Source organism: Streptococcus sp. FSL L8-0526 (genome assembly GCF_038007145.1).
Taxonomy (GTDB): domain Bacteria; phylum Bacillota; class Bacilli; order Lactobacillales; family Streptococcaceae; genus Streptococcus; species Streptococcus thermophilus.
On sequence record NZ_JBBOWP010000001.1, the window covers coordinates 12,650 to 32,035 of the forward strand.

Below are 19,386 nucleotides of genomic sequence, written 5' to 3' on the forward strand. Positions count from 1 at the left end.
AAAGATAGTAAGAGAAGTTTACGAGGTAACTTGAACCTGTCTTAGTTTGCGTTTTTTTGCATTTTTATATATAAAAAACATAAAAAGAAACTATACTAATAAAGGTAACTCATGTATCAGGAACAACAATTTGAGAGAATTTTGATGTTCTTGGAAGAGCGAGGAAACCTATCTGTCAAAGAAATGGTTGATGAATTAGGAGTTTCCAAATATACTGTCAGAAGAGATTTTGATTGTCTCAGCCAGAGGAATCTGGCTCAACGTACCCATGGTGCGGTATTCTTCCAGTTAAAAACACCAGTGTTCTTGGCTTATAAGAACGTCAGAAAGGACTCACAGAAGATAAGAAAAAAATGGCAGACCTGGCGCTTAGCCTCATCAAAGAACAATCTCTACTTTTTTTCGATGTTTCTACCTTGATGCTTGAAGTTTCACAGAAATTAACTAAGAACGTCACTGTTTACTCCCACTCCTTGGATAATGCCTTGGTCCTAAGTGGTAAGGAAGGGATTGATTTTCAGCTCTTGGGAGGCAAATTCTACACTAAAAACCGCTTCTACTACTCGATTCACGAAGCACAGATCTTGCAACATCTACAATTTGACTTAGCTTTCTTTGGAGCGGCTAGTCTCAGTCAAGGATTGGTTAGCTTTGAAGATGAAGAAGACGTTGCCGTCAAACAGCTAGCCTTGCAAACTACTAGAACTAAGATACTTATTGCTGAATCTGACAAATATGAAAAGCATTCCAAATATATCTTGGGTAAACTTGAGGACTTTGAATACTGGATTACAGATAAGGAGCCTGAGTCTGATATAGTTGAAACACTTAAAGATAAAGTAATAATTTTATATGATGGAAAGGATAGCGATTATTAATAAAATTCGTTTGATTATCAGCGATATTGATGGGACTATTTTCACTAGTAACCACCAGGTAGATGAGCAACTGATTGAAGTCATGCTAGAGCTTGAAAAGGCGAAGATACCTTTTGTTTTAGCTTCTGCCCGTTCTCCACTAGGAATGCAACCAATTGCTCATAAACTAGGACTTCATGACAATCCTATCGCCTGCTACAACGGGGCCTAGTACTTGAGGGTGATCGTACTATCATAGAACATCCTGTGGATAATTCTGAAACTCGAAAATTTTTTAACTACTTATCCACAAACTATCCAAGTGTTTCTGTGAATATCTACTCTGGTAAGGATTGGATTACCAACCAACTAAACAAATGGTCTCAGTTGGAAGCAAGTATCACGGGTGATTCTCCTATTATTAAGGAACTCCAAGACACTGTCTCAGATTCAAAGCCTTCTATCCACAAGCTATTGTTGATTGATGAGCCTGAAGTTTATCCAGGACCTCCACCAAAAACTCCTAAGCATGGATTTTCCACAGACAGCCTTCTACTTATCCAACGATAACTACTTAGAAGTCACTGCCAAGCACGTTTCTAAAGAACATGACCTCCTTAAGGTTGCTAAGTATTATGACATTCCTCTTGAACAGGTTATGACTATTGGTGATAATTTCAACGATAGTCCTATGCTCGCTCTGGCTAGCCTAGGAGTTGCTATGGGCAATGCACCTGAGGGAGTCAAGAAGTCTGCAAACCTAGTGACTGCCTCAAATAATCAACATGGAGTAACACAAGCTATTATAGAGCATATTTTAAACTAAGCCAATATCGAATGGTGGGAATAACCTTTAATCGCCAACTCGAATTTTAGAACAAAAGGAAAGGTCCCCAAAGGGTCCTTTTCTTTCTTCAACGAAAAAAGCCCTCCTCTATCGAAGAAGACCAAAAATTTCTAAAGGTAAAGAAGGAGGCCAACAAGAATTCCAATGACATAGCCTGCCAAAACATCACTAGGATAATGAACACCACCTAGCACGCGCAAGATAGCCAAAATTGCTGCGAGAAAAAGCATAGTCCCACCTAGCCACGGATTAAGCAATAAGGTAAACATGGCAATGGTCGTTGCTGAAAAAACATGACGGCTAGGAAATGACTTGCCAAGACTGTCCTTCTTAATAAGAGGCTGAATGTCCCAGGTCTGATATGGGCGTGGGCGATTATAAAGGCTACGACCAAGAGAAAGCAGAAAAAAGCCTCCTCCCATAATAAGCACTGTCGTAAAAAGAACAAACCAGTCATTCCTCAGCCAAACCAAAATAAGAAATATAGGAAAAAGCAGGTAAAAAGTCCTTGTTATAGCCTTGTTCAATCCTCCCAAGACCTTAGCATAAGGACGCAATGGACCGCTAACCCTATCGTAAAATTGTTTATAATTCATCATCCGTTAGAAAAAGGGAGTGACTCAGAACTAAATTTAAAAATCTAGATTCTAGTCTCTCTCCCATGTTTAATGAGATAGTCTTCCGAGGTTGAAGCTCCTGGTTCCAACTTTTTTGACTATTTTAAAGTTCAGCAATTTGGTAGAGTTCAAGCTCAGCAGCTGTTTCTGAACCAAACATGTTAATCATGATTTTAACCTTGTTGTTTTCAATTTCGACAACACGGCCTTCTTGCCCCGTAAAGGCACCATCAATGATTTGAACCACGTCACCAACCTTGATATTCGTATCAAAGACATCAACTGTTTGACCCATTGAAATCAAGATTTGACGGATTTCTTCTTCCAAAAGTGGTGTTGGTTTAGAACGGTTTCCGTGTGAACCAACGAAACCAGTAACGTTTGGAGTATTACGAACAACAAACCATGCTTCGTCTGTCATTACCATCTCAACAAGAACGTAACCAGGGAAGCGGTTTTCTTCCACTTCTTTAACTTTACCGTTTTTCTCAACATTGACAGTTTGAGTTGGAATTTCAACACGCAAGATATTTTCAAGCATGTTATAAGTTTGAGCTCGTTGCAAAAGATTTTCTTTAACTTTATTTTCGTATCCTGAATACGTTTGAAGGACGAACCAGCCCTTATCGAATGAATCTAGCATTTTAGGATTCCTTTCTTTGTTCTAAATGACATTTAAACATGACCATTAATCTTCGAGGCACAAGCGTTAAATGTAAATAAATGCCTATGTTTTAATTCAAAGCGTAATAAAAAAGCCTGGTGGCCCTTGTTCTCGCTTTTATCTGCATTTATTATAACAAAAAAGAGCAAGCATGCCCACTCTTTTTATGTTTTCTTTAGAAAAAGTTAATCAGTGCTGACATAGTGCGACTCAACAATTCATCAAACGCATAGATGATGACAGTGAAGAATGCAGTATACTCAAGAATTGAACTAAAATCGTGCCAGCGTTGTTTACGATCTGGCCAAGTCGTGTCTTTCAAGACTTTGAAAATACTTCCAGTTTGTCTCACGGTGTCTCCTATCTTGTTTCTTTATGCAAGGTATATTTTTTACAATTTTTGCAAAACTTGTTCACTTCTAGTCGTGTTGGTTTGGGAGTGCTACTAACACTAATCGAGTAGTTTCGGTTCCCACAATCTGCACACGCTAGGCTTGCTTTTTTCTGTGCCATAACGCCTCCGTTCTTTTTATCTTACCACTTTTAAACTTAATTGACAAGCTATCTGAATAGACCTGAGAAGGAGTCTGAGACCCTACCCCATAGGCTGCTTGCTTGATCTTTTACATCATCGACAACGTCTGAAGCCTTGTCTGTCCATGACTTATTATTGCTATTACGTGAATCGTTTGGATTTGCTGTATAATCTAAGGTTTGACCATCAGCCGCATAGGCATTTTCAACAGTAAACTCATTACCTGGTGTATTTGGCAAAACATCTGCAGCGATATAGCTGAAAATAGTTGAAGCTGTTCCTGAGCTTGCTCCTGTTAAGTAGTGATTCTCGTCAGTCTTATCAAAACCAATCCAAGTCGTTATAACCACATCAGGAGTATAGCCAATTACCCACTGGTCACTGGTCAAATCTTTGTTAAACTCGGCCTGAACAGTACCTGTCTTACCTGCCATAGTGTAACCCGTATAGTTGGCGTTAACAGCGGAACCATTTGAGAAGGTACCGAGCATCATGCTAGTCATCTGGTTAGCTACAGACTGGCTGATAATACGTTTAGACTTCTTACTATGGGTAGCAATGATATCACCACTAGCATTTTCAATTTTAGTGATAAAATAAGCTGTATTCATCTCACCACCATTGGCAAAGGTCGCATAAGCCTGAGCCATTTGTAGAGGACTAGCTGTCACACCACCACCGAGTGCAATCCCTAATTCTTCTGGAACATTATCAAAGTTAAGACCAAATTTCTGACCGTAACTAATCCCTTTTTGTATACCAATTTGGTTAAAGAGATAAACTGCCGGAATATTGTAAGAGTTGGCCAAAGCTTGATACATGGGCACATCCTCAGTCTCAACACCACCATAGTTGGTTGGGGTATAGCCATTGTAATCAATTGGCGTATTAGGTAGGTCCTTATTGATGCTCCACCCTGAAGCCAGAGCTGGAGCATAAACCACCAAAGGTTTGATTGTCGAACCAGGACTACGCTTCCCTTGGGTTGCATAGTTGAAATTACGGAAGGTTGCATCACCTGTACCACCTACACGACCTACCAAACCACGAACCGCTCCAGTTGATGGATCAAGTGCTACACTAGCTGACTGGGCTGTGCTACCATCACTTTCTGACGTTGGAAAGAGATAACTATTTTCATAAGTCTGCTGCATATTAGCCTGTGAGTTGACATCCATCTCTGTATAGATTTTGTAGCCATTTTTAACAATTTCATCCTCACTCAAGCCATAAGTCTTAGCAGCTTCTTCAATGACAGCATCAAAGTAAGACGGATACCTATAGTCATCACCAGTCCCTTGATAAGTATCAGCCAAGCGACTAGCCATATCAACTCCAGCTGCACTATCAGCATCAGCTTGACTCAACTTCTCATCATCTACCATATTGGCAAGGACAGTGTTTCGGCGGTTGGTTGCATTTTGGATATTATCAATCGGATTGTAAATTTCAGGTCCCTTAAGCATACCTGCAAGTGTCGCTGCCTCATCCACCGTTAGATTGGCAGCGCTTGTCCCGAAGTATTTTTGGCTGGCGTCTTCAACACCCCAAACACCGTTTCCGAAGTAGGCATTATTGAGATACATGGTAAGGATTTCTTGCTTGCTGTATTTCTTGGTTAGTTCCAAAGAAAGAAAGAATTCCTTGGCCTTACGAGTTACTGTCGGTTCCTGAGTCAAAAAGGCATTTTTAGCCAACTGTTGTGTGATGGTCGAACCACCACCAAATCGGCCCATGGAAACAATGGCTAGGAGGAAACGTTTGACGTTAATCCCACTATTTTTGTAGAAGGTGCGATCCTCCGTTGCAATGACGGCATTTTCTAGGCTATCACTAATAGCATCTAGCTCCACATAGGTCCCTTTTTGCCCTGACAGTGAACCAGCTTGATTGCCTTCTTTGTCATAGATAACCGTAGTAGCCTTCAAGGCATCCTGAAGATCTGAGACATTGGTCGTCTTAGCGATATAGAAGAGATAGGAGCCTACTGTCAGAACCAACACGGCTACCAAGATAAAGAGAATTTTACCAATATGATAGCGACGCCAGAAACGGCGAATAGGATTTCTTGGCGAAAGAGTGAACTTGCTCAAGAAAGCCCGAACCTTACCTAAGGGTTTGGTCGTGTCAATATGTTTCTTTTGCTTAGAACGTTGGTAACGTGAAGTCTCTTGGCCTTCTCGTGACATGTCAAGTTCTTCAACGGCTTGTTCAAACTCATCAGGCTTCTTAGCAAAAAGACCTTTTATCCTATCTTGTAAATCCTTCGATTTTCCAGCAGGCTGGGATTCCTTACCCTTCCCGCTAGTTTCTTCTTTAAAAAGTTTGTTTTTTAGATTATCAAAAAATGTCATAAACCTATTATACCAAGTTTTTACAGGTTCTGTCCTCTTTTAAACGTTCATGATATAATGAAACCATGACTTTACACGTAGAAATTATCAATCCCTACCCTGCAACAACTGTCAAAGAATTACTAGAAACCAAACTCCTCATTCCTCGTAAGATTCGTCATTTCCTACGCACGAAAAAACATGTCCTTATCAATGGAGAAACTATTAATTGGCAGAGCCCTGTTAAAAAAGGTGATAGGATTAGCCTGACCTTTGACACAGAGGACTATCCTAATAAAACTATCCCTATGGGAGATGCCAATTTGGTAAAGCCTCTCTATGAGGATTCGCATCTCATCGTTGTCAATAAGCCTGAAGGAATGAAGACACATGGCAATGAACCCACAGAAATCGCTCTTCTTAACCATGTTTCGGCTTATTGTGGACAAACCTGTTACGTCGTTCATCGACTAGATATGGAAACTAGTGGAGCTGTGCTTTTCGCTAAAAATCCGTTTATCCTGCCAATTCTTAACCGGCTTTTAGAAGATAAGATGATTCAGCGTCAATACTGGGCATTGACTGAAGGTAAATTTCAGACCAAGAAAACTGTTTATAAGGATAAGATTGGACGCGACCGTCACGATCGTAGAAAACGGGTGGTGGATCCTCAAAAAGGGCAGAGTGCGTATACAACCGTCACACGTCTCAAAACCTTTGAAGGAGCCAGTCTGGTCAACTGCCAATTAAAAACCGGCCGGACTCACCAAATTCGTGTGCATCTGTCCCATCACGGTCATGCTATTCTGGGGGACCCACTTTACAGTCATCATCCAGCATCTAGACTCATGCTACATGCCCACACCCTTAGTTTCACTCACCCCTTAACACTCGAAAAAGTCACTGTTAAGGTTAGATCAGAAAGTTTTGAACAAGTGTTGAGAAATCACAAATCATAAAAGCAAACTCACTCTCAAACATAGTGCGAAAGAAAGGATTATCCTAATGATATTCTCGTTATAAGACAGCGGAAGCTTGCAAATAAGTTGCTTTTATTGATTTCGAAAACTTTGACTACCTTGAATCTCCCTTTACATTATGTTATCCTTTACATTATGTTATTCTTTACGTATAATTTAAAATTTTAGGAGTATTTAATTATGAATCCAGTCGATCAATGGCTAGCAATTAACGCTAAGTATTTCCCAACAGAACAAGTTCAGTACATCCGACAACGTCTTGAGGCACTTCCTGAACAGCAACTTTCACAGCTTTACTCAATCAGATTCCAAGATCCTACGATGATGCTTGTCATCTCACTCTTTGGTGGTTCTCTTGGAATCGACCGCTTTATGTTGGGGCAAGTTGGTCTTGGTATCGGTAAACTTTTGACATGTGGTGGTTGTGGTATCTGGTCAATCGTTGACTGGTTTCTCATCATGGATGCTACTCGCCAATCAAACGCTCAAAAACTTTTTGCTGTTATTGGGTAATGAAAAACTATTTCACACGCTTGTGGGCCTACCACCAGCGTTTTTTTAGATTATATCTCTTTGTTTTAATGGCAATTTACGGAATCTACCTTTTACATCTCCCGACACCACTCAGCCTTATCCTAAAGCCTTTAGGACTCAGGGGGTGGAGCGCAGGTCTAACACGCGCTAGCGTTAGACTACTACACCTAGATTGGCAAGGAGCCTGGGACTATAATCCACTGATATACCCTCTAGTGGGCTATATCTTAACCTATTTCTTTTTCTTTCCCATCTTTAGTGACAAAAAGATTATAGAGAAATAAACTGTCCTATCCAACTCCCATTGCATATCCCTTACACTATTGCTATAATTGTAAGCATCAAAATTTATAATCGAAACAAATGGAGGCTAACTATATGAAACAACAAGATTGGATTGATTTTTTCCAAGCAGTCCACGGACGTGATCCAAGTATCCAAGAAATGGCTGAAGCGGCCAATCGAGGCGAGTTTGTCTGAGAAACTCCCAAACAAACTGTCGAAGCAACAAAAAAACTCTCACAAAAAGAGACTGTAGAAAAGACGCAAAACTCAGAAGCTGTTGAACATACAGAACCTGAACCATCAGCAGAGACTGTAGAAACTGTCAAAAATGATGTTGACAATTATGATGTCACTGAAGAACCCTTGGATGATTCTAGTATCGATGAAAGACAAACTTTCCAAATTCCTAACATAGATCAAGAAGCTTCAACAGCCAACTTTCAAGAACAACTAAATCCAATACAAAACGCTACTAATAAGCCTTTAAATTCCTTTGCCGAGCAAGCTCATGCAAGCTTCCCACAAACAAACAGAACTCTTAATGTGGCTTGGAAGAAGCCAGAAAAGAAATCTCAAACAAACCTCATCATGATAGCCATCGCTACCATACCAGTTATCCTTTGGGCTCTTGGATGGTTCTTACTTGGGAGTTATTGGGGACGATTCTAGCATAGAATTAGGTTTGACATTTTGGACTTTGATTGTGGGTCTTCCAGCAATCATTATTGACATCCTACCAGCACTTCTAAACAAAACAGAAAAGAAATGGCTAATCTTTCTTTTCTCAATACTGTTAAGCTGGACTTTCATTGGATGGATCAATCTTGCCTATTATTTCTATCAATCTTGCCTATTATTTCTATCAATACGAATAAAGAAGCAGAACGCACTAGACAGCAACAAATTATGATGCAGATGTCAGGTAAACAAGGAAGTTCTGATATGTTTAACCCTTTTCATTAATTAACAATAACTAATAAAAAAAGAAAACTCAGAAAAAGTTTTGACTGACCCCAAAAAATTAGACAAATAATTTATCCAAAGGATTTAGTTCTGTACTGCACAGGACTAAGTCCTTTTAATTTTACTTTAATGCGTTTGTTGTTGTAATAATCAATATAGTCTACAATAGTTTGTTCCAATTGCTCAAGTGAGTTAAACGTCTTCTCGTAACCATAAAATATCTCAGACTTAAGAATGCCAAAGAAGGACTCCATCATACCATTGTCTGGACTATTTCCCTTACGTGACATGGACGTCTGGATCCCTTTATCCTCTAAAAATTGATGTTAATACTGATGTTGGTATTGCCAACCTTGGTCACTAAGGTTATCTGCTTTCTTGCCAACTTCTCCTTGGTATGAAGAATACTTGCGTTTACGACGAATTTGGGAACTTAAACCAAGGAGCTTCATCAGACGTTGGACCTTCTTCTGGTTCACTACAAAACCACGATTCCTCAATTCAAGAGTTATTCGGCGACAGCCATAATTTCCTTTATGCTCATAATAAATTTCTTGAATTTCGCCTTTAGTCTCTTTATCTTTGTCGTGCCCATCTAGTTGTTTCAACTGATAATAGTAAGTCGAGCGAGCTAAACGTGCAGTTTTAAGAAGTAAATCGAGTCGAAATCCTCCTGAAACCATTTCTCTAGCTGTTTCTGCCTTTCTCGCTGTAAGGCTTCGTCCCTTTCCTCTAACTCTTTTAACTTTTTTAGGTAGGCCACCTCGGTACGTAAGCGTTCATTCTCCTCTTGAAGTCGCTCTAGCTCTGTCATCTCTTCGGATTTCTTCTTTGGTTTACGCCCCATTTTAGGTACTTTCCCTCTTCTTTTCTCAAGAAGAGTATACCCATTTTTGTATTGTGCTATCCAATTAGGCAACATGCCACCACTTGGAAGACAATAATCAAGACTTACACTTTTTTGTGAACGACCTTCAAGTAGAACTTTATCAATCATTTCTTGTTTTTATTCTGGTGAATCGTAACGATTCTTTCCCTTTTTGATGATTTTTATTCCATAACGGTCAATTAATTTCACCATATATTTTAGACCAGAAATGTTCACCCCAAATTGATTTGAAAGTCGGATAAAGCTTTCTCCTTGCTTTCTCAATTCATATATTTGAACTTTATCTTCATAAGTTAATTTCATAATAAAAACACCCCAAAAGTTAGATTTTTCTATCTAACTTTTGGGGTGCAGTTCATTTTTCGACTTCTCCTAGGTTTTTTTCTTTCTTAAATCTTAGTAACCCATCATTCCTGGATCCATAGCTGGCGCTGCTGGAGCCTTTTGTTCAGGTTTGTCGGCAACGACTGCTTCTGTTGTCAAGATAAGACTAGCTACTGAAGCAGCATTTTGAAGGGCTGAACGTGTTACCTTAACTGGGTCGATGATTCCTGATTTAACCATATCTACCCATTCGCCATTAGCAGCGTTAAAGCCTGTACCAACTGGGCTATTCTTCAATTTATCAATGATAACTGAACCTTCATAACCGGCATTATAAGCAATTTGACGAACAGGTTCTTCCAAGGCACGGAGGACAATATTACGTCCTGTAGCATCGTCACCTTCAAGATCAAGTTCAGCAACCTTAGCATTGACGTTAACTAGGGCTGTACCACCACCAGCTACTATACCTTCTTCAACAGCGGCACGAGTAGCATTAAGAGCATCTTCAATACGAAGTTTCATTTCTTTAAGAGCTGTTTCTGTGGCTGCACCGACCTTAATAACTGCAACACCACCTGACAATTTAGCCAAACGCTCTTGAAGTTTTTCACGGTCAAATTCAGATGTTGTTGTTTTCAATTGAGATTTAATGAGGTTAACACGTTTAGCAATTGCTTCTGCGCTTCCTGCTCCTTCAACGATAACTGTACTATCCTTATCCACAATTACTTTCGAAGCCTGACCAAGTGACTCTATAGTTGCATCCTTAAGTTCAAGACCAAGATCCTCAGTAATAACAGTTGCTCCAGTCAATACAGCAATGTCTTCCAACATCGCTTTACGACGGTCACCAAAGCCAGGCGCCTTAACAGCAACGACATTGAAGGTTCCACGAATTTTATTAAGAACAAGTGTTGGAAGAGCTTCACCAGTCACGTCGTCAGCAATAATCAAAAGTGGACGACCGGTCTTAAGCACTTCTTCCAAGAGTGGAAGAATATCTTGGATATTTGAAATTTTCTTGTCAGTCACAAGAATATATGGATTTTCAAGATCTGCGACCATTTTTTCATTATCAGTAACCATGTACTGAGAAAGATATCCACGGTCAAATTGCATACCTTCAACCACTTCGAGTTCTGTCTCCATACCACGAGACTCTTCAATAGTGATAACACCATCATTACCAACGCGTTCCATTGCTTCTGAAATGTATTCACCAACTTTTTCAGAGCGAGATGAAACCGCAGCGACTTGAGCAATAGCTTCCTTATTAGCAACTGGTTGAGCAATGACTTTAAGCTCTTCCACAGCTGCAGCTACAGCTGCTTCAATCCCACGACGGATACCGATTGGATTAGCACCAGCTGTTACATTTTTTAGCCCCTCACGAACAATAGCTTGTGTCAAAACAGTGGCTGTAGTTGTTCCGTCACCGGCAATATCATTAGTTTTTGAAGCCACTTCGCTGACGAGCTTGGCACCCATATTTTCAAAATGATCTTCAAGTTCAATTTCTTTAGCAATTGTCACACCATCATTAGTGATAAGTGGTGAACCAAAAGCCTTTTCCAAAACAACATTACGACCTTTAGGGCCAAGCGTTACTTTAACTGTATCAGCTAAAGTATCAACACCACGAACCATTGCTGCACGTGCATCTGATGAAAATTTAATATCTTTTGCCATAATTACTCCTTCTTTATCTTAATTTATATCTGATTAGCAAGAATTTAAGCTAGGACTGCTAAAATATCTGCTTCACGGATAATTGAAACGGAATCTTCTCCGTCTTTAACACTGACATCTGTACCATTTTCAACAAGGACCTTATCGCCTACTGCAACACTAGGTGCAATCAATTCCCCAGTAAGAGTACGGGTGCCTTCACCTACCGCCAAGACCTCCGCAGTCTTAGTTGCTTCATGACTAGCTCCTGCCAATAAAAAGCCGCTAGCTGTTTTTTCTTCTGTTTCTTCAAAACGGACGATGATACGATCGCCCAATGGTTTTAATGCCATACCAATTACCTCCAAATGTTATTTAGATTAGCAACGTTTAAAATGTTGTTTTAGCACTCACAATGAACAACTGCTAACCTATATCTTCATTTTAGCACTTGGTCAAAAATAGTCAAGAAAAAACTATCCAAAATTTAAACTTTGGATAGTTTTTTTCTAGTATATTAACCGAGTACCAAGGCATCGTCATTGAGAACTTGTCCACTATTTTTGTGGAAGAGGTCCATAAGCTCTGCAACAGTGAGGTTTTTCTTATCTTCACCTTGCACATCTACGACGATCTTACCATGATAGAGCATGACTAAACGGTTTCCATATTCGATAGCATGTTCCATATTGTGGGTAATCATAAGAGTTGTCAACTTTTGTTCTTCAACAATCTTACGCGTCAAATTCATGACCATGTCACTTGTCTTAGGATCAAGTGCTGCTGTATGTTCATCTAGCAGCAAAATCTTTGGACGAACCAAGGTCGCCATAGCAAGCGTCAAGGCCTGACGTTGTCCACCTGACAAGAAATTAGCATCAGTCTTCATACGATTCTCAAGACCAAGACCAAGATCTACCAAGGCTTCCTTGAATATTTGACGTTCACTTTCAGTAATAGACTTTTTAAAGAAGCTACGTTTCTTGCCACGACGATAGGCGATTGCCATATTTTCTTCGATAGAAAGGTTTGTCGCTGTACCCATTCGAGGATCTTGAAAAACACGGCTAATGTCTTTAGAGCGCTCATCTACAGATGCTTTCTTAATTGATTGACCGTCCAACAAGATATCCCCCTCATCAATGCTGAGAACACCAGCAATTGAATTCATCAAGGTTGACTTACCAGCACCGTTTCCCCCGATGACAGAGATAAAATCTCCCTGTTCAATGTCGAGATCTAAACCACGCAGGACGTGATTTTCATTGACTGTACCTTTTTCAAAGGTTTTATGAATCTGTTGTAAACTAAGTAAAGCCACTACTTGTCACCTCCTGGAGTCAAGGATTTGTTAGGATTGATTTTCAATTTTTGTCGTACTTCAGGCACATAAAGGATGATAGCAAGCAAGATAGCTGAAGCTAATTTCAGCATTTGAGCATCAACGTTCATGGCAAGGATAATAACCAAGACCAAACGGTAGAGAACAGCTCCGACAACAATTGACCAAAGACGTTTGCCAAGTGGTAAATACTTAACGATAACCTCAGCCAAGATGATTGCAGCCAAGCCATTTACGATTGTACCAGTACCCATATTCATATCCGCATAGCCATTATTTTGAGCTAGGAGAGCACCTGATAGGGCAATCAAACCATTGGAAATCATGTAACCAAGAATCTTCATACGATCAACCTTGATACCATTAGCTTCTCCCATGGCAAGATTATCACCTGTTGCACGAAGAGCAAGTCCAACCTGGGTATTAAGGAGAACAACCAACATAAACACTACAAGACTAACGAAGATTAGTCCTAATAGAATCACACCACTCAGCTTAGACAAACCAAGACCCATCACCATAGTCACTAGCGTATTATGTCCTGAAAGAGAGATATTGGCACTTCCGAGAACCAAAAGATTAACTGAATAGAGCCCTGTTAGGGTAATAATCCCTGTTAATAGTGCTGGTATCTTCATTTTCGTATGCATAAAGCCAGACACAGCACCTGCAAACATACCAGCTACAAAACCACCTAGAGTTGCAAAGATTGCGTTGATACCACGGATAATCATGATAGTTGTCGTTGCAGCACCAAGTGGAAAGGCCCCCTCAGCTGTCAAATCGGCAAGGTCCAAAATACGGAAGGTAATGAAGACCCCAATAGCCATAATCGCCCAGAGAAGTCCCTGAGAAATGGATGTTAGAACCACATTTGAAAAGCCATTCTTAGATGACTTATTCACCTTAAGCTTAATGACACCCTTATCTTTTTTGGCAATCGGTTTGTCATCTTTCGTTGATACTTTAGATTCCTCATCACTAATGCTAGAAACATCAATGCCAAGTTCTTTAGCCATATCATGATTAACCATAACATTTAGAGTTTTAGGGTACTCCGCATCAATGTCCTTAACTTTCTCACCTCGCAGGACACGACCTGCTAACTTACCTGTTTGACGACCAAGCGCTTCATAGTTGGTTCCATAAGTGAATAGGACACCTTTTTCTACACTACCAGCATCACTACCAACAACAGGAACTTTAGTTTCTTTAGAAAGGTCTACCAAGGTATTAATGGCACTAACAATGGTATTGTCAGTCGGGATAAAAATGACTTCAGTCTGACTCATCAAGCTTTTGGCTGTATCTTGGATATCGTTGGTTGATGAAATCCCCTTAATAACTGTTTCAATACCAGCTTCCTTGAAGTATTTCTTGGCTTCTTCAACCTGAACTTCTGAGTTACGCTCACTGGTCGTATACATAATCCCAACTTTTTTAGTGTTTGGAAAGACCTTTTTCAACAATTCAACCTGTTTATTGATAGGAGACATGTCACTTGTCCCCGTCACATTTCCACCAACATTGTCCATAGACTTAACCAACTTAGCTGAGACAGGATCCGTCACTGCCGTAAAGAGAATTGGCTTATCTTTTGTCAAACTGCTTAATGACTGAGCTGCTGGGGTTGCGATAGCCAACAGGACATCATTATCTTCAATAAGCGACTGAGAAATTGTCTGCAAGTTAGACTGATCTCCTTGTGCATTCTGATAATCGATTTTAATGTTCTTACCATCGACATACCCCTCCTCTTTGAGTTCTTCAATGAACCCTTTACGTGTCGCTGACAAGGAAGGATGCTCTACATATTGGAGAACACCGATGTGAACTAAATCTTTGTTAGAAGCATTGGAGCATGCAACCAAGATGGCAGCTGTTATAACAGCCATCATACTGACCAAGAATTTCTTCATCTTGTACACCTCTGTTTTTTTTTTATTTTATCTATTTCCAATTTCCTTTTATGTTCTTCTGAAGCATTGGAGGCACAAGGAAAACAACAGTTTTATTGCCCATGAAAAATCCTCAAGTCTTCAAGAGCATCCCCAAGTGATACAATCACTTTATTTATCACGTCAAAAGTAAGCTAAATCTTGCTGTTTAAAGAACAATTCTAGCTTAGAATGAGAAATTAAAAATAGACTACGGCATGGAAAAACCAGCTAGGGCAGGCCCAACTGGTTCTCTACATCTTGACTAGCACAAGCTAGCTTATGTCACCGGTTAGACCTCTTCATCTAATCGGCTAATCCATCACAAAATGCTTTAGCTTCATAGATACAAACTTATTGACGCTTGTATCTTGAAACACAAACGCCCTGTCTAAAGAAACTAAAGTAATAACAAGCTTTAAGATTTCCCCAGAGGGTAGATTTGTTAAGCATGTAATGCCTCCGTAGTTAAGATAGATTTAAGTTTACACTATTTAGACAATTCTGTCAAATTGGAATTTATCTCCTTTTTCTTAATTAATCTTTGTCGTTTTAAAAAAATCTCTTCCCGCCTCTGCAAGAAAAGATTTTTTAGTATTTAGCATCTTGTTCAGTTGTTAAGATAGCAAGTGTTTCAATCAAATTATCTGCGTTCACTTCAATAGTGTCACCAGTTGCCTTGATTTTAACTTCGACAACACCTTCACTTGCCTTTTTACCAACCGTCACACGAATTGGAAGCCCGATAAGGTCACTATCAGAGAATTTAGAACCAACACGCTCATTACGGTCATCTATCAAAACATCGTAACCTTCAGCCACAAGAGCAGCTTCCAAACGATCTGTCAATTCATTAGCTTCCTCGTCCTTTGTGTTAACTGTAATCAAGTGAACATCATAAGGCGCCAATTCTCTAGGGAAATTAATACCCCAAGCATAGCGGTATTGACCCTTTGGTGTCTTGTTGACAAAGAGACGTGCATGTTGCTCAATAACCGCTGATAAGATACGGCTTACACCGATACCGTAACATCCCATGATAATTGGAACTGCGCGACCATTTTCGTCAAGAACGTTAGCACCCATACTTTCAGAGTAACGTGTACCAAGTTTAAAGATATGACCAATCTCGATACCACGCGCAAACTGAAGGACACCTTGACCGTCTGGCGAAATCTCACCTTCTTTAACTTTGCGAATATCCACGTATTCTGCCTTGAAGTCACGCCCTGGGTTAACCCCTGTCAAGTGATAACCATCTTCATTGGCTCCAACAACAGCATTAGCCACGTCTTGAACCTTACGGTCTGCAATGATACGAACATTTTCAGGAAGGTTAACTGGACCAAGAGAACCGAAGTTGGCACCGAAGACTTGACGCGCTTCATCTTCTGTAGCTGGTTTAAGGAAGTCAGCTGCAAGGTAGTTTTTCAACTTCACATCGTTAACTTGATCATTACCAACAAGAAGAGCCACTACTGGTTTGTCATCAGCAATGAAAAGCAAAGTCTTAATCGTTTGTTCTTCTGGAATATTCAAGAAAGCAGCGACATCGTCAATTGACTTGCAACCTGGTGTTTCAACTCGTGAAACTTCTTCTTGAGTCACAACCTTAGTTGCTGGTGTGTAGGCATTTGTTGCCATCTCAAGGTTAGCTGCATAACTTGACTCTGTAGAATATGCAATCGTATCTTCACCAGATACCAACCACGATGTCAATTCATTCTTGATTTCTTCCATGACATCTTCTGGAATCTCATCCAATGAAGCAATTGACTTATCAAGAACTACCCAACGATTAAGGTCCGTACGCTCAGGAGTGATAGCCATAAATTCTTGGGAATCCTTACCGCCCATAGCACCACCATCACCGATGATAGCTTTAAATTCAAGGCCAGCACGTGTAAAGATAGCTTCATAGGCCTTACGATAGTCTTCGTAAGTTACATCCAAATCTTCGTAGTTTTGGTGGAAACTATAAGCATCCTTCATGATAAATTCACGCGTACGAAGAAGACCATTACGAGGACGTTTTTCATCACGATATTTAGATTGGATTTGATAAAGGTTAAGTGGCAATTGTTTGTATGATTTAACCGCATCACGAACCAAGACTGTAAAAGTTTCTTCGTGAGTTGGACCGAGAATAAAGTCAGATTTATCACGATTTTTTAGTTTATAAAGGTCTTCACCATAAGTTTCATAACGACCTGATTCACGCCACAAATCTGCTGTCAAAAGCGCTGGCGCCAACATTTCAACCGCACCGATTTTTTCAAACTCCTCACGCATGATGGTTTTAAATTTCTCGATAGCACGATTTGCCAATGGCATATAAGCATAAATACCAGCAGAGACCTGACGCACGTAACCCGCACGTACCATAAGGGCATGACTAATAACTTTAGCATCACTTGGCATTTCACGAAGTGTTGGAATCAACATTTTACTTTGTTTCATTATTTACATACTAAGGAGGCTAGCCCGTGGGTCAAGTCCCTTAGACTTCCTTTCATTTCTTTGTTTCTAATTAAAAGAAAGCACGCATAATATCATTCCAAGTTACTGCAATCATAAGGACAACCATGACCGCAACACCTGCGAGTGTGATATAGCTTTCAATTTCTTGATTAAGTGGTTTACGACGAATAGCTTCAATAATATTCATAACAATTTTACCACCGTCAAGGGCTGGAATTGGAATAAGATTGAAAATCCCTAAGTTGATAGAGAGCATTCCCATAAGGTTAAGAATGGAAATCAATCCACTTTCTGAGGCTTGTGCAGACATCTGGAACATAGCAACCGGTCCACCAAGCTTGTTCAAGCTAAAGTTGGTAATGAGCCCTTTGAGCGTAGCGAGGATTGCCGTCGCACCTTCCCAAGCCATTTGGAAACCACCAAAAATCTTATCTTTAAGACCTGTCTTTAAGACAGGAGAGACACCTAAAAAGTAGCTCCCTTGGCTCTCTTGGGGTTTAACAGAAATAGTTTCTTCCTGACCATTACTTCTCTTAACCGTCACAGAAAGGCTGTCGCCTTTCGAGAATTTTTGGGTATTCTCTCTCAACGCTTCTTTCAAGCTGTCCCAGTCAGTAACCTTGTCCTTGTTAATGGCCACGATGGCATCACCAGTTTTCAAACCTGACACCTGGGCAGCACCACCATTAGCCACCTGGATAAGGTTGGTCGACGTATCTTGAACACCACCTTGAACAAAGGCAAGGATAATAAAGACCAAGACCCCAAGAATGAAGTTGTTCATAGGACCAGCAAAATTGGTAATTAAACGTCCCCAAATGCTAGCATTTTGATATTGGACATCCTTAGGAGCAATACGAAGCTCCGTACCGTCTTCCTCAACGATAGTGGCATTATGATCAACCTCATAGGTCTTGGTCTCACCTAGGACAAGACCTGTAATAGTTAACTTATCTTCCAAATCATAGGCAGTAACGTTCATAGGCAAAGCCGTCTGGTCAACCTGACGATCTGAAAGATTGATACGCCTCACTTTGCCATCTTTTCCAAGCGTTAGGCTAGCAGGACTCCCCATTTTAATCTCAGTTGTATCTTCACCCCAACCAGCCATACGCACATAACCACCCAAAGGAAGGATACGAATAGTATAAACGGTACCATCCTTACCAGTGTGGGCAAAAATTTTCGGACCCATCCCAATGGCAAATTCACGCACTAGAATGCCTGATCGTTTGGCAAAGAAGAAATGGCCAAACTCATGGAAGACGACAATCACACAGAAAATCAGTAAAAAAGTAATAATAGCTTTCATTTAGACACCACCACCCTTAAAAAAGTCCTAGTAAGTGCATGATTGGGAAAACGAAAATCCAGCTATCACAACGGTCTAATATGCCACCGTGTCCAGGAATAAGGTTACCTGAGTCTTTAACACCAAAGTGTCGTTTAATAGCTGATTCAACCAAGTCACCAAATTGACCGAAGATACTAAAGAGAGTCGTACAGATAAGCAACCAGAAGAAACTATGCGGTGCATAGACATTATGATTAATCAACCCAAAGAGTAGTGCTACAATGATTGCTGATAAGATACCACCAACACTACCTTCGATGGTTTTATTAGGTGATACTTTTGGCAATAACTTTTTTTGACCAAATCGACGACCAAAGAGATAGGCACCAATATCCGTCGCCCAAACAATGAAGAGGGCAAATAAAACTTTTTCCCAGCTATCCAAACGTGCTGCAATGAGATTTTGGAAACCAAAACCAACATAAAAGGCAGAAGTGATTGGATATGCTGCATCATCAAAAGAATAGTGGTCGCTATTAAGTACAGTTCCTGCTAAAATCAAAAAAGAAATAATGGCAAAACCTGTCACGCTGGCATCTGTCGGAAGACTGTTAAAATAATGGTCAATAGGCACTACTAAAATAAAGGCTGCCAACATAGACAAAACACCTTCAATAGAGAACACCTCCAAGTGCTTCATACGAAGCATCTCAGACACTGCAACCATGGCCATAGCTCCAACCAAAAGCTGGAAAGGAAGACCACCGATAAAAAGCAATGGGAGGAAAATGGCTGCTGCCACACCCCCACCAATTAAACGTTCTTGCATGAGA

At 40.2% G+C, this 19,386-nt stretch carries 17 protein-coding genes and 3 pseudogenes; 7 read left to right on the forward strand and 13 right to left on the reverse strand.

Going from position 1 to position 19,386, the window contains the following annotated elements; translation table 11 throughout:
* Positions 1-111 precede the first annotated feature (111 nt).
* Positions 112-878 (forward strand): annotated as a pseudogene (locus tag NSQ85_RS00055) (DeoR/GlpR family DNA-binding transcription regulator).
* Positions 853-1,683: pseudogene (locus NSQ85_RS00060) on the forward strand (Cof-type HAD-IIB family hydrolase). Before NSQ85_RS00055 ends, NSQ85_RS00060 begins: the two co-directional pseudogenes overlap by 26 nt.
* Positions 1,684-1,814: 131 nt before the next feature.
* Here the strand turns inward: NSQ85_RS00060 and NSQ85_RS00065 are convergent.
* From NSQ85_RS00065 to pbp2a, 5 genes are all read right to left on the reverse strand, one after another.
* Positions 1,815-2,303 (reverse strand): phosphatase PAP2 family protein, encoded by a 489-nt coding sequence (locus NSQ85_RS00065; protein ID WP_179974198.1) that lies wholly within the window; start codon positions 2,301-2,303, stop codon positions 1,815-1,817.
* A gap of 121 nt (positions 2,304-2,424) precedes the next feature.
* The gene (gene nusG / locus NSQ85_RS00070; protein WP_179972578.1) at positions 2,425-2,964 is read right to left on the reverse strand and encodes a transcription termination/antitermination protein NusG; all 540 of its coding nucleotides are present in this window, start codon (positions 2,962-2,964) and stop codon (positions 2,425-2,427) included.
* A 196-nt stretch (positions 2,965-3,160) separates the two neighbouring features.
* On the reverse strand, positions 3,161-3,337 hold the full coding sequence (locus tag NSQ85_RS00075) for a preprotein translocase subunit SecE (RefSeq protein WP_179972577.1): 177 nt from the start codon (positions 3,335-3,337) through the stop codon (positions 3,161-3,163).
* A gap of 8 nt (positions 3,338-3,345) precedes the next feature.
* Positions 3,346-3,498, reverse strand: a complete 153-nt coding sequence (rpmG, locus tag NSQ85_RS00080; RefSeq protein ID WP_002946904.1) for a 50S ribosomal protein L33 — start codon at positions 3,496-3,498, stop codon at positions 3,346-3,348.
* Between the two features lie 48 nt (positions 3,499-3,546).
* Positions 3,547-5,874: a penicillin-binding protein PBP2A gene (gene pbp2a / locus NSQ85_RS00085; RefSeq protein ID WP_179974197.1), complete on the reverse strand. Its 2,328-nt coding sequence runs from the start codon at positions 5,872-5,874 to the stop codon at positions 3,547-3,549.
* A gap of 65 nt (positions 5,875-5,939) precedes the next feature.
* On the opposite strand from pbp2a, the gene NSQ85_RS00090 reads away from it, so the two are divergent.
* The 5 genes from NSQ85_RS00090 (at position 5,940) to NSQ85_RS00110 (ending at position 8,615) form a co-directional block, all read left to right on the forward strand.
* Positions 5,940-6,812 (forward strand): RluA family pseudouridine synthase, encoded by an 873-nt coding sequence (locus tag NSQ85_RS00090; RefSeq protein WP_113870445.1) that lies wholly within the window; start codon positions 5,940-5,942, stop codon positions 6,810-6,812.
* Positions 6,813-7,013: 201 nt separating this feature from the next.
* Positions 7,014-7,346 (forward strand): TM2 domain-containing protein, encoded by a 333-nt coding sequence (locus NSQ85_RS00095; protein WP_113870446.1) that lies wholly within the window; start codon positions 7,014-7,016, stop codon positions 7,344-7,346.
* Positions 7,346-7,651, forward strand: a complete 306-nt coding sequence (locus NSQ85_RS00100) for a DUF2752 domain-containing protein (protein ID WP_179974196.1) — start codon at positions 7,346-7,348, stop codon at positions 7,649-7,651. The genes NSQ85_RS00095 and NSQ85_RS00100 overlap by 1 nt, the downstream gene beginning before the upstream one ends.
* Before the next feature lie 364 nt (positions 7,652-8,015).
* Complete coding sequence (locus NSQ85_RS00105) at positions 8,016-8,321, forward strand: hypothetical protein (protein WP_231910736.1); 306 nt, start codon at positions 8,016-8,018, stop codon at positions 8,319-8,321.
* 144 nt (positions 8,322-8,465) lie between these two features.
* On the forward strand, positions 8,466-8,615 hold the full coding sequence (locus NSQ85_RS00110) for a hypothetical protein (RefSeq protein ID WP_340780880.1): 150 nt from the start codon (positions 8,466-8,468) through the stop codon (positions 8,613-8,615).
* A 71-nt stretch (positions 8,616-8,686) separates the two neighbouring features.
* Here NSQ85_RS00110 and NSQ85_RS00115 read toward each other — a convergent pair.
* The 8 genes and pseudogenes from NSQ85_RS00115 to NSQ85_RS00150 all read right to left on the reverse strand — a co-directional run bounded on the left by NSQ85_RS00115 (position 8,687) and on the right by NSQ85_RS00150 (position 19,382).
* Positions 8,687-9,807: pseudogene (locus NSQ85_RS00115) on the reverse strand (IS3 family transposase).
* A 93-nt stretch (positions 9,808-9,900) separates the two neighbouring features.
* On the reverse strand, positions 9,901-11,520 hold the full coding sequence (gene groL, locus NSQ85_RS00120) for a chaperonin GroEL (protein ID WP_179974195.1): 1,620 nt from the start codon (positions 11,518-11,520) through the stop codon (positions 9,901-9,903).
* Between the two features lie 44 nt (positions 11,521-11,564).
* On the reverse strand, positions 11,565-11,852 hold the full coding sequence (gene groES, locus NSQ85_RS00125; RefSeq protein ID WP_179972573.1) for a co-chaperone GroES: 288 nt from the start codon (positions 11,850-11,852) through the stop codon (positions 11,565-11,567).
* Positions 11,853-12,016: 164 nt separating this feature from the next.
* Positions 12,017-12,820 carry an ABC transporter ATP-binding protein gene (locus tag NSQ85_RS00130; protein ID WP_100273344.1) on the reverse strand — a complete coding sequence of 268 codons (804 nt, stop codon included), beginning with the start codon at positions 12,818-12,820 and terminating at the stop codon, positions 12,017-12,019.
* Positions 12,820-14,760, reverse strand: coding sequence for an ABC transporter substrate binding protein (locus NSQ85_RS00135; protein ID WP_340780881.1), 1,941 nt, complete (start codon positions 14,758-14,760; stop codon positions 12,820-12,822). Before NSQ85_RS00135 ends, NSQ85_RS00130 begins: the two co-directional genes overlap by 1 nt.
* 609 nt (positions 14,761-15,369) lie before the next feature.
* Entirely contained in the window at positions 15,370-17,238 is a 1,869-nt protein-coding gene (locus tag NSQ85_RS00140) for a proline--tRNA ligase (protein WP_179974194.1), read from the reverse strand.
* Between the two features lie 70 nt (positions 17,239-17,308).
* A complete protein-coding gene (gene rseP / locus NSQ85_RS00145) occupies positions 17,309-18,571 on the reverse strand; it encodes an RIP metalloprotease RseP (protein WP_179972570.1) in 1,263 nt (420 codons plus the stop codon).
* A gap of 16 nt (positions 18,572-18,587) precedes the next feature.
* Positions 18,588-19,382, reverse strand: coding sequence for a phosphatidate cytidylyltransferase (locus tag NSQ85_RS00150; protein WP_179972569.1), 795 nt, complete (start codon positions 19,380-19,382; stop codon positions 18,588-18,590).
* Positions 19,383-19,386 lie beyond the last annotated feature (4 nt).